8 protein-coding genes are annotated in these 11,830 nt (G+C 68.4%); all 8 read left to right on the top strand.

The genetic code is table 11. The annotated features are described in order from the left end of the window. Positions 1 to 275: 275 nt before the first annotated feature. The 8 genes from D7Y21_RS36595 to D7Y21_RS36560 all read left to right on the top strand — a co-directional run bounded on the left by D7Y21_RS36595 (position 276) and on the right by D7Y21_RS36560 (position 11,626). On the top strand, positions 276 to 689 hold the full coding sequence (locus D7Y21_RS36595) for a hypothetical protein (RefSeq protein ID WP_223743187.1): 414 nt from the start codon (positions 276 to 278) through the stop codon (positions 687 to 689). Between the two features lie 78 nt (positions 690 to 767). Continuing rightward, positions 768 to 1,538, top strand: coding sequence for a hypothetical protein (locus D7Y21_RS36590; protein ID WP_120568162.1), 771 nt, complete (start codon positions 768 to 770; stop codon positions 1,536 to 1,538). A gap of 143 nt (positions 1,539 to 1,681) precedes the next feature. After that, positions 1,682 to 2,350 carry a 50S ribosomal protein L3 gene (gene rplC / locus D7Y21_RS36585; RefSeq protein ID WP_120568161.1) on the top strand — a complete coding sequence of 223 codons (669 nt, stop codon included), beginning with the start codon at positions 1,682 to 1,684 and terminating at the stop codon, positions 2,348 to 2,350. Positions 2,351 to 2,680: 330 nt separating this feature from the next. After that, positions 2,681 to 3,499 (top strand): outer membrane beta-barrel domain-containing protein, encoded by an 819-nt coding sequence (locus D7Y21_RS36580; RefSeq protein WP_121718162.1) that lies wholly within the window; start codon positions 2,681 to 2,683, stop codon positions 3,497 to 3,499. A gap of 9 nt (positions 3,500 to 3,508) precedes the next feature. Further along, positions 3,509 to 4,705: an outer membrane beta-barrel domain-containing protein gene (locus tag D7Y21_RS36575; protein ID WP_121718161.1), complete on the top strand. Its 1,197-nt coding sequence runs from the start codon at positions 3,509 to 3,511 to the stop codon at positions 4,703 to 4,705. 2 nt (positions 4,706 to 4,707) lie between these two features. Continuing rightward, positions 4,708 to 6,246, top strand: a complete 1,539-nt coding sequence (locus D7Y21_RS36570) for a tol-pal system YbgF family protein (protein WP_121718160.1) — start codon at positions 4,708 to 4,710, stop codon at positions 6,244 to 6,246. A gap of 260 nt (positions 6,247 to 6,506) precedes the next feature. Beyond that, on the top strand, positions 6,507 to 10,172 hold the full coding sequence (locus tag D7Y21_RS36565; RefSeq protein ID WP_121718159.1) for a tetratricopeptide repeat protein: 3,666 nt from the start codon (positions 6,507 to 6,509) through the stop codon (positions 10,170 to 10,172). Beyond that, positions 10,169 to 11,626: a tetratricopeptide repeat protein gene (locus D7Y21_RS36560; protein ID WP_121718158.1), complete on the top strand. Its 1,458-nt coding sequence runs from the start codon at positions 10,169 to 10,171 to the stop codon at positions 11,624 to 11,626. The genes D7Y21_RS36565 and D7Y21_RS36560 overlap by 4 nt, the downstream gene beginning before the upstream one ends. The last annotated feature ends 204 nt before the right edge of the window (positions 11,627 to 11,830 follow it).

Genomic DNA, 11,830 nt, shown 5'->3' with positions numbered 1-11,830 from the left:
GGGGGTGGAGGTGGGGCAGGCGGCGGTGGTGGCCTTCCTGGTTCCCGTGCTGCGAATCGTTCAGCGCAGGCCCCAGTTGCACTCGAAGGTTGTGCGCCTGTCATCCATCTGCCTCGTGGGAGTGGGGCTTTATTGGATGGTTGCTCGCGCGGTCGGTTGAATTGCACCAACAGCGTCCCTAGCTTGCGTCTCACGAGGGTGGGGGAGGGACGCTGATGGGAGCGAGGCATACCCGGCTGGCAGCCGCACTGGCCGCCGCGTGGGAAGCAGAAGTGGTGTCGGCCCGTCGTATGACGGGGCTGGCGGAGCGCATGAACGACGCGCGAGTCCGGGCGCGCCTGATGGTGCTGGCCGCCTTCTGCCGCGCCCATGCATCACGGCTCCTGGCCCGTCTGGCGGCGCTGGGGCGCGGACCGCTGCCGGTGCCTCCAGAAGAAATCGATCTGGATCCGGACACGGTGCTGGAGCTGCGCCGGGAGGGGGCCTTCGCCCGCGCTTCGGCCGCTCGCTACGAGACAACCGCGGAGATGGCGCGCCAGCACGCGGACCTGTCCTCCGCCTGGGTGTGCGAGCTGAACCGGACCGAGGAGCAGGACCGCGCCCGGGAGCTGCTCGCCCTGGCGGAAGGCGCCCTGGCGGCGGTGCGGCGGGGCGAGTCCCAGGCCGTCGCGGCTCCCGCGGATTCCTGAGGCCAAAGCCCGGGGCCGAGCGCTCGGAATGCGCTCGGCCGGTGACAGTCCTGGCGTCTTGGGCGTATGAATCCGCCCATGGCGAAGGAGAGCTACAACGATCTCATCTTCCAGCTCGGCGACCTGGCCCGGGACGTCCTCCCGGGCAAGCCGAACTGCCCCCGCTCCATGGAACGCGTCTACCGCGCCGAAGAGGTGCTGGAGGCGCGCCGGGACGAGCTGGCGGCGCTGGAAGCGGAGATGAACGACGAGGACGTGGCCTATCAGGACTTCCTGGCGCAGCACGAAGACGAGTGCGGCGCCCAGAAGGCGATCACCGGCAAGTTCCAGAAGGCCGTGACGGCGGTGGAAGGCAAGGTGAAGGGGCTGCGCAAGACGCTGGCCACCCGCCGCGCCGACCTGCGCTACGCCATCGTGGGCCTGAAGAAGCTGGAGGCGAAGCTCGCGGACCTGGAGATGACCACCCAGGATCCGGTGAAGCTGGACGCCGCCAAGCAGAACCTCAAGAAGAACCGCATCGCCCAGATGCGCCTGGCGCGCGAGGTGGAGGACTGGGAGGCCCAGCTGGCGGCCTCCCTCACGCCCACCCCCGGCCAGCCCGGCGCGGCCGGCATCCTGGCGCACAAGCGCCTGATCGAGCTGGAGGACGCCGCGGAGGAGCAGAAGCAGCAGCACGACGCCCGCATGGCGGAACTCGACCAGGCCATCGCCACCAAGGAGGAGGAGATCAAGGGGGCGGAAGATTATCTGGATCAGGCCCTGTTCCTCCTCGGCGAAGAGGTGTATGCCCAGCGCATAGCGGACGGGCAGCTCAACCCCTTCTACCCGCGGTTGGATGTCGCGCAGTGAGGGGTACGCCCACCCTTGGTGCTTGACGTAGGGGACGTGTTTGCTATCTTGCGCCGCTTCCTGGCGGCCGCGGGTACGCGTGTAGGCCAGTTCATTGAATTCATTGGGCTTTCAGCGCCACGGGCGCTCGCTGTGAGGACGACGTGAAGGGTCTGATTGGCAAGAAGATCGGCATGACCCAGGTGTTCAACGACGAGGGCAACCTCGTTCCGGTGACGGTCATCGACGTCAACACCTGTCTGGTGGTCGGCAAGCGCACCCCGGAGAAGGATGAGTACTCCGCGGTGACCGTGGGCTTCGGCGAAATCCGCGAGAAGCTCCTGAACAAGCCGGAGCTCGGCTTCTTCAAGAAGGCCAGCGCCACGCCGCGCCGCCACCTGCGTGAGTTCCGCGTCACGGCCGAGGAGGCCGCGGGCTTCAACGTGGGCGACGCCATCAAGGCGGACATGTTCACCAAGGGCGAGCTGGTGGACGTCACCGGCGTGACCAAGGGCCGCGGCTTCTCCGGCGTCATGCGCCGCTGGAGCTTCAAGGGTTCGCAGACCAAGACCCACGGTACGCACGAGTATCAGCGTCACCCGGGCGCCATCGGTCAGCGTAAGACGCCGGGCCGTACGTACCCGAACAAGAAGATGCCGGGTCACTACGGCGTCGATCGCGTCACCACGCAGAACCTGACCGTGGTGGACGTGGACGTGGAGAAGGGGCTGGTGCTCGTGAAGGGTGCGGTCGCCGGCCACAACGACGGCATCGTCATCGTGCGCCCCTCCATCAAGGTGGCCATGCGCGCGCAGCACAAGGCCGCGCGCTAGTTCGCAGCCACTGACGCCGGGGCGCTTCACCGCGCCCCGTCCGACGCCCCGCTTCCGGCACCTTCGGGTCGCCGGGCGGGGCGTTCGTCGTTTCCAGGCGCGGTGTGCGCGCGTGCGCGCGGGGCGGGAGGCCTCGCATCCGTGCGGAAACGTTGAGTGCTGGTCGCCCTGGGGGCAAAGGGCGAAAACTTTACCGACTGCCGCTGGGATCCGCTTGCGGTGAATGGGCGCCGTGCTCACATCGCTGTCCCACGCCGGAGCCTCGCCGTCCAAGCAGACGGGTTGCCATCCGGATCACCCAACGGCCCACCCCCGGGCCGGGCAGGAGATATGAACGCACGCACGCTTCGCGTCTTCGCCGCGCTGAGCCTCTCGCTGACGGCACTCGGCGCCGCCGCACAGGAAGACGGCGTCCTGGACTCGGCGGTCGTCCGCAACCGGCTCTACAAGCCCGCGGGCCATCCGGAGCTGTCCCTGTCCGTGGGCCTGCCAGTGCAGACGCACCTGACGGCGCACTACTTCTTCGACGTCGGGCTGGCCTACAACCTGTTCGACACGTTCGCGCTGGAGGCGCGCGCGGGCTACGCCGTCAGCCGCCAGACGGGCCTGGCGCGCTCCATCTCCGAGTCCTTCCTGGACCGCGAGGACAAGCGCGTCACGGACGAGCTGGAGGACATGTGGCGGATGAACCTGCACGGCGTCGTCGGCGCGCGGTGGGCGCCCATCTACGGGAAGATCAGCCTCGTCGCGGACATCCCGGTGCACTTCCAGACGTACCTCTGGGCGGGTGGTGGCCTCACCAACCTGAAGCGCCAGTCCGTCATCCAGTGCAGCCAGGTCGTGGACCGGGCCGCGGGCGTCTGTGACAACCGCACGGCCGTGGATGACCGGGGCAGCGCCACGGAGAACTACTGGGTGAAGGAGTCGCGCGTGGCGCCGGTGGTGTCCGCCGCGCTGGGCTTCCGCTTCTTCATCAAGGAGCAGCACGGCATCCGGCTGGAGCTGCGCGACTGGATCTTCAAGGACAGCTACCGCGTGAACCTGCTGCGCGACGACTGGGAGGCTGGCCGGACCACCGGTGAGCCCGCCGGCAGCCCAGGCCTCACGCACCTGGTGCAGTTCGACCTCGGCTACACCTTCTCCTTCTGACCCATTCCTATGCGACCCTTCCGATCCATCGCGCTCCTCGTCGCCGCGGTGCCTGCCCTCGCGTTCGCGCAAGGCGCCGCTCCGGCGCAGCCGCCGGCCGCTCCGGGGCCGGATGCGACCGCGCCGGCCTCTCCTTCACCGGCCGAACCGCCGGAGCGCCAGCGCACCGAGCGCGACGCGCCGGCCGTGCCCCAGTCCATTCCTGAAGCCGCGCCGGCCACTCCGTCCGCGCCCGCCGTCACCGACGAGGACGCCGCGGATGGCGCTCCGTCCAGTGCGCAAGCTTCGGCCACGCCGCCCACGGACGCGCCGGTGCTGGACACCGGTGAAGCGCCGCGCACCACGGACGCGCAGCAGCAGCGGCTGGTGAACGGCGCGCCGCTCTACAACCCGAACGTCAACGTCCACATCGTCCAGAAGAAGCGCTTCGCGGACGAGGGCAAGCACGAGTTGGTGCTGTACCCCGCCGCCGTGCAGGTGAACGGCAAGTTCACCAACCACGTGGGCACCGCGCTGAATTACGTCTACCACCTGCAGGAGAACTTCGCCCTCCAGGTGGGCGGCCAGTACAACTGGTACTCCGACGAGAGCAACTTCAACCTGGAGCTCATCGACAAGGTGCGCGAGCAGGCGCAGGCCGCGTCGTCGCTCCTGCTCCAGTGGGGCGCGCACGCGGGCGTGGAGGTGACGCCGCTCTACGGCAAGTTCGCCTTCTTCAACAACTCGCTGGCGCAGTTCAGCCTGGTGCTCAGCGGCGGCGCGGGCATCGGCAAGACGCGCCACCTCATCCGCCCGGAGGTGGCGAACGAGGTGGACGGGCAGACGTACCAGGTGCCCGCGCGCTTCGGCGACACGGGCAACAAGTTCCTGGGTGAAGTGGGCGGCGGCTTCCGCGTGCAGTTCGGTGAGCACTACGCCCTCCGCCTGGAGGTGCGCGACCTCATCTACACCGCGCGCGTGGACAAGGTGGACGGCTGCAACCTGGCGGACTTCGAGGCGCTGGAGGCCGCGCGTGCCGCCAACCAGCCCTTCGACGGCCTCAACCTGAGCGGCAGCTGCAAGGTGGCGAAGTTCGACGGCGTGGACCCGAAGACGAAGAAGAACTACCGCGAGGACATCATCCTCGGGAGGGACCTCGTCGCCGAGCCTTCGTCGGACGTCCTCAACAACGTCAGCTTCTACGCTGGCTTCTCGGTGCTCTTCTAACCATGTCCCGACTGCTCCGACTCCTCGTCGTCCTCGGGCCCCTCGCCGTGCCCTCGGTGGCCCTCGCCCAGCAGGACGTGGGCACCTACAACCGCGCGCTGTCCGCCTTCAACGAAGGCAAGCTCGACACCGCCGCCCCCCTCTTCGCGCGGCTGGCGGAAGGGGAGGACGCGGACCTGAAGGGCAAGTCCGAGTTCTACCTGGCGCAGACCTTCGCCAAGAAGGACCTGCCCGTCGCGGCCTTCATCTCCTACGCGGCCATCGTCAACGCCGGCCCCAAGCACCCCTCGTACCTCAAGGCCATCGAGGGGCTGGTGGACATGCAGCAGCGGCTGGATGAGCAGAACCTCATCCCCAGCATCCTGAACCAGGCCTACACCGACGAGGTGCGCGACCAGTGGGTCACGCTGCCCAAGGAGGTGCTCGCGCGCATCAACTACCTGGTCGGCACCGCCAGCCAGCGCCGCATGCGCTTCGAGGAGTCCCGCTCGCTCTTGGAGGCCGTGCCCGCCGACAGCCGCGTCTACGCGAAGGCCCGCTACCTGTTGGGCACCGTGCTCGCGGACCCTCGCTTCCCGGGGCGTCCCGGGGAAGGGGAGACGCTGGACAAGGAGGCCATCGCCGCGTTCCAGGCCGTGCTCCACACGAAGGAGCCGCAGGTGGAGCTGCCGGAGACGCGCGAGCTGGCGCTGCTGGCGCTGGGCCGCGTGCACTACCGCCGCGGTGAGTACGCGGACGCGGTGAAGGCGTACGAAGGTGTGCCCCGCTACGCGCGCTTCTGGGACCAGGCCCTGTTCGAGAACGGCTTCGCCCGCTTCCAGAACGAGGACTTCGGCGGCGCGCTGGGCAGCCTCCAGGCGCTGCACGCGCCGCAGTTCGAGGGCGCCTTCCAGCCCGAGTCGTGGATCCTCAAGGCCACCGTCTATTACTACTCGTGCCTCTACGACGAGGTGAAGACGACGCTCGCCGCGTTCGACGAGCGCTACGGCCCCATGGCCAAGCAGCTGGAGCCCTTCACCGGCGAGGACGTGGCGCCCATCAACGCCTTCAACCTGGTGGCCTCCGAGAACCGCCGCCTGCCGCGCGCCGTCTACCTGTGGATCCGCAACAACGAGCGCATCCGTGAAGTGATGCGGACCCTGTCGCGCGTGGACCAGGAGAAGCGCGCCATCAGTGAAGGCCCGTGGCGCGGGACGCCGTTCGCCGCGCAGACGGTGGCGTCGCTGGAGGACATCCGCACCACGCTGCTCCAGGTGGGCGGCACGCTGGCGAAGAACCGCATCAAGGAGGCCGCGGACAACCTCCGCACCTTCTCCGACCAGGCGGAGATCATCCGCGTGCAGACGGCGCTGGATGAGAAGGACCTCTTCTCCGAGGGCGTGGACCAGAAGGCGCTGCTCTCCCGCCAGTCGCTCTACCGCCCGAAGATGCCCGGCGCGGCGTGGAACTACTGGCGCTTCCAGGGCGAGTTCTGGATCGACGAGATTGGCTACTATCAGTACACGCTCAAGCGGGGCTGCCCCGCTCGCCAGGAGAAGTAGGCAAGTAGGAGCCGGGCGCACCCGGCCGCCGTGAGAAGCACCCCAAGAGGCCCCGCCACCGTGCGTTTGTCACGGGGGACGGGGCCTCTTCGCGTGATGTTGAGTCCTGGAAGGTGGCTCGGCGTGATCGCGTACGCCGGGGCACAAGGCACGTTCCGGGCCACTTCTCAATCTGGGTACCCGCGTCTACTTTCCGTCGTCCCTCCCAATTGGGCAGAAGTTTTCCCAGGCAGGCGAGGCGCGGTTCTCCAGGAGCTCGCATGAAGGTGGTTCTTCGGTTCGGTGCACTGGCGGTGGGCGTCGCGCTCGCGGCCGGTGGGGTGGGGGAGGCGGCGGAGGAGACGGCACCGCCGCGGAAGGTGGCGACGAAGAAGTCCTCTTCGAAGGCCGCGGCCAGGAAGGCCGAGGCCGCGAGCAAGAAGGACAAGGAGGCGGAGAAGAAGGCGGAGCTGCCGCCCGGCGTCGCTCCCCAGGACATGCGCAAGGGCCCGGCGCGGGTGAAGCCCGCCACGGCCAAGTTCGCGGACATGCCGCGCATCGCGGACTCCAAGAAGGACGCGCTCGCGGACAAGAAGCGCGACGAGGCCATTGAAGGCTTCAAGCGCCTCATCCCCAAGCTGCAGGAGACCTCCACGCAGAAGGCGGAGATGCAGTACCGCCTGTCGGAGCTCTACTGGGAGAAGTCCAAGTACCTCTACCAGCTGGAGATGGAGAAGTTCCTCACGGCGGAGAAGGCCTACGACGCCGCCGTGGCGCGCGGTGAGAAGGCCACCGCGCCGGAGCAGGACCACCGCGACTCCGAGCGCTACCGCGCGGAGACGATGCGCATCTACGAGGCCATCCTCAGCGAGTACCCGGACTACCCGGCCCGCGACGAGGTCCTCTTCTCCCTGGGCTACAACCTCTACGATCTCAACCGCCGCGAGGACGCGGTGGCGCGCTACGAGGAGCTGATCCGCGACTTCCCGAAGTCGCAGTTCGTCCCGGACGCGTACATCCAGCTGGGCAACCACTACTTCGAGAACAACAAGCTCGCGCCCGCGAAGGAGAACTACGAGAAGGCGCGCGCCTCTGGCGTGCCGAAAATCTACGCCTACGCCACCTACAAGCTGTCCTGGTGTGACTTCAACGCGGGCGACCTGGACGCGGGCCTGAAGAAGCTGCACGAGGTGGTGGACTACGCCAGCCAGCGCGGCGAGGAGCTGGGCGACCTGCGCACGGAGGCCCTCAACGACCTCACCGTGTTCTACGTCCAGTTGGATCAGCCGAAGGAGGCGCTCGCCTACTTCAAGCAGAAGGCTCCGCCGAAGCGCCAGGGCCGGCTGCTCGCGAAGACGGCCGCGGGCCTGGTGGACGCGGGCCACTTCGACAGCGCCATCCTGGTGTACCGCACGCTCATCGACGATTCGCCCATGGGCGCGAACGCGCCGGAGTACCAGCAGGCGGTGGTGCGGGCGTTCGAAGGCCTGCGTCAGCGCCAGCAGGTCCGCAAGGAGATGAAGCGGATGGTGGACCTCTACCGCCCGGGTGGCGAGTGGTGGACCGCCAACGCCAGCAACGCGGGCGTGCTGCGCAACGCCTTCAGCGTGACCGAAGAGGCCATGCGCGTGATGGTCACCGAGTACCACCAGGAGGCGCAGAAGACGCGCCAGGTGGAGACCTACCGGCTCGCGCGCGACATCTACAAGCAGTACGTGGACGCGTTCGCCTCCAGCGACAACCCGGAGTTCGTGGCGGACTCCGCCTTCAACATCCGCTTCTTCTACGCCGAAATCCTCTGGGCCCTGGAGGAGTGGGAGGCGGCCGCCGGTGAGTACGACGCCGTGGTGGCGTTCAAGATCCCGGACCGCGACTCCGCGAAGGAGGTCTCCAACGAGGCCTACCGCAAGAGCGCCTCGTACAACGCGGTGCTCGCCTACGACAAGCTCGTCAAGATCGAGCGCGGCCAGCTCTCCAAGAGCGACCTGAAGGACGGCCAGAAGGTCGACGAGAAGAAGGACAAGGGCGACGTCGCCAAGCAGAAGCTGGTGAAGCGCGACGCCAAGGAGCAGGCCGAGCAGCCGCTCACGAAGTTCGAGGACCGGCTGGTCGCCGCGTGCGACACGTACAACACCCTCTACCCGGGCAACCAGGATGAGATCGACCTGCGCTACCAGGCCGCCGTCATCCTCTACGACCGCGCGCACTTCGTGGACGCGGCCCGCCGCTTCGGGGAGATCATCGAGAAGTTCCCGGAGGAGCGCCGCTCGCGCGACGCCGCGGACCTGACCATGTACGTGCTGGAGAGCCGCGAGGAGTGGCAGGAGCTCAACACGCTCTCGCGCAAGTTCCTGGGCAACAAGAAGCTGTCCAAGCCCGGCTCCGACTTCGCCCTGCGCGTGGCCCGCGTGGTGGAGGGCAGCCAGTACAAGTACGTGGATGAGGTCATCTACAAGAAGGAGAAGAACCCGGCGAAGGCCGCCGAGGAGTTCCTCACCTTCGTGACGGAGTTCCCCAAGTCGGAGAACGCGGACCGCGCGCTCACCTACGCGATGGTCATCGCGCAGGAGGCCGGTGAGGTGGACAAGGGCATCACCGCCGGCGAGCGCGTCCTCAAGGAGTACCCGAACAGCAGCTTCGAACTGCAGACGCGCTACACGCTGTCCGGCCTCTACGAGAAGGTCGCCGAGTTCAAGAAGGCCGCCGCGATGTCCGAGTCCTTCGTGGCCGAGTACGACGCGGCCATCAAGGCCCGCGAGACGCAGTCGAAGAAGGACAAGGAGAAGAAGGCCAAGGCCACCACCGTCGCGAAGAAGGACGACACGCCGGGCGCCGCGGAGGACGCGGACTCCAAGCGCGCGCAGAAGGCCGCCGAGCTCAAGGCGCAGGTGGACGCGGCGGGCGAGTGGGTGGCGGACGCCCTCTTCAACGCGGGCGTCTGGTACGACGGCCTGGGCGAGTCCCAGAAGGCCGTCACCGCGTGGAACAACTACCTGGCGCGCTTCAAGGACCGCAAGGACGTGCCGCAGGTGGCCTTCTCCATCGGCCTCGTGTGGGAGAAGGAGAAGAAGTGGGGCGACGCGGCCCGCGCCTTCAACCGGTTCGTGGAGGACTATGGCCGCGACTCGCGCACCGCCGCGGGGCAGGCGTACCTGGCGCGGTACCACGAGCTGCTCGCGTACCAGAAGATGAAGGACGTGCGCGGCCAGGAGAAGGCGCAGGACGAGCTGGTGCGCGGCTGGAACAAGCTCGCGGAGGGCGTGCGCAAGGACACCGCGGTGCTCAACGCGTACGGCCACGCGCGCTTCCTGGCGCTGGAGCCCACGTGGAAGCGCTTCTCGGACATCAAGTTCACGCGCGTCTCCACCATCCGCCGCGACCTGACCAACAAGCAGAAGGAGATGCAGCGCGTGGAGAAGGAGTACGCGGCGGTGCTCGCCACGGGCTCCGGCGAGTGGGGCATCGCGGCGCTGACCCGCATCGGCCTCGCGTACGCGGACTTCGCGCGCAACATCATGGACTCGCCGGATCCGTCCGGTCTGGATGAAGAGCAGCTCAGCATGTACCGCGGCGAGCTGGAGAACCTGGCGCTTCCGCTGGAGGACAAGTCCAGCGAGGCCCTGGAGAAGGGTCTCCAGAAGGCCTACGAGCTGGGCATCTACAGCGAGTGGACGCTGGCCGCGCAGGATCAGATCAACCGCCTGCGCCCGGGTGCTTACGCCCAGGTGAAGCCGGTGACTTACCGGGGCAGCAGTGATTCGCGCATCGCCTCGGGCGTGCTGAAGGACCTCAACGGCCCCATCAGCGCCTCCGTGGAGCCGAAGCCCGCCGCGACGACGCCCGCGCCGGAAGCCGTGCCCGCCGAGGGAACGAAGCCCGCCACGCAAGAGGGCTCGGAGCCCGCGAAGTCCGAGCCCACCGCGTCGCTCGAGGGGGTGCGGCCGTGAAGACGAACCACAGCATCGACATCAGCAGCCAGTTGAAGGGGACGGGGACGACGGGGATGAACGGCTTTCGCACCAAGCGCATGTTCCTGGCGGGGGCCTTCGCCTTCGCCTTCACCACGGCCTGCGCCACGGGCCCCAGGCCCACGCCCGTCGCGATGAACGCGGTGGAGAAGCCCGCCGCCGTGGTCCCCGCCGCCGCGCCTCCGTCCGCCCTGGCCCAGAAGGGCGACGCCGACGGCCAGTTCGCGCAGGCCCTGAAGGCCTACGAGGCCGGTGACCTGGACGCCGCTCGCAAGGGCTTCGAGGCCGTCGTCAACCAGCAGCCCAAGGCGCTCAACGCGCGCTTCAACCTGGGCGTCATCGCGGAGAAGCAGGGCCGCCCGGCGGACGCCCGCGTGGCGTACGAGCAGGTGCTCACCCTGGACCCGGCGCACACGCCGTCCGTGATGAACCTGGGGCTGATGCACCGGCACGCGGGCCAGCTGGACGAGGCGCTCGCGCTGTACACGAAGGCGCTCCAGACGCCGGGCCACGAACACGACGAGCCCGTGCTCAACGCGCTGGCCGCGACGTACCGGCTGGCGGGCAAGCTGGACGAGGCGGAGGCCATGGGCCGGCGCGTGCTCGCGCGCAGCAAGGACAACCCGGAGGCCTACAAGACGCTGGCTCTGGTGGCGTACGACCGTGGCCAGTACCGCCTGGCGGAGCTGCTGGTCGTCAACGCGCGCAAGGTGGCGCAGGACGACCCAGCCATCTCCAACACGCTGGGGATGATCTACCTGAAGATGGACGACCGCCCGCGCGCCCTGGCCCAGTTCCAGAAGGCCGTGTCGCTGGATGACAACTTCGCGCCCGGTCACCTCAACCTGGGCGCCCTGGCGCTGAGCTACCGCGACTACGCGGGCGCGGAGAAGGCCTTCACCAAGGCCCTGTCCCTGGAGCCGGACGGCCTGGAGGGTCAGCTGTACCTGGCGTACGCGCTGGACGGGCAGAAGGGCCTGGATCCGAAGAAGGGCGTCGCCGCGGGCGAGGCGTTCGAGAAGGTGCTCGCGCGCTCCGCGGACAAGCCGGAGGCGGTGTGCGGCGCGGGCTGGGCGTACGCGACCGAGCGCGCGGCCTTCGAGAAGGCCATCGCGTTCCTGGACCGCTGCAAGGAGCTGTCCTCCACGACGGATCAGGACAAGCAGCTCATCACCGCCAAGGTGAATGGCCTGCAGAACATGCTCAAGAACCCACCGCCGGCCCCGGCTCCGGCCGCCACCGCGGAGGCCGATGGCGAGGAGAAGAAGGACGCCGCCGCCACCGGGGGCGCGGGCTCGTCCGTGATGAACCAGCTGCCCCAGGACACCAGCGCACCCGAGCAGGAGGCTCCGGCGGAAGAGCCGGCTGCCCCCGCGTCCGACGATGCGTCCGGCAATGGACAGACGGCTCCAACGCCTGCTCCGACGCCCTGAAGAAACAACAGTCGTCCCGGCGGGAGGGATGAGAACTTTCTTCCCGCCTTTAGCCGCCCAGGTGCAAGCGGCCGGGCGGCTCCCTTAGAATCCAGGGACTTGGAGTTGGTGCGAGCCCTGCAATGGAATTCGCGAAGCGGGCCTGGCGGAGACATCACATGAAACGACTGCTGGCAGCGATGGTGATGGTGGGGGGGCTGGGGG

Origin of the sequence: Corallococcus sp. AB045 (assembly GCF_003668895.1) — a bacterium.
Classification (GTDB): domain Bacteria; phylum Myxococcota; class Myxococcia; order Myxococcales; family Myxococcaceae; genus Corallococcus; species Corallococcus coralloides.
Note: the sequence above shows the minus strand (reverse complement) of the source record. Positions and strands in the feature narration are given on the sequence as shown.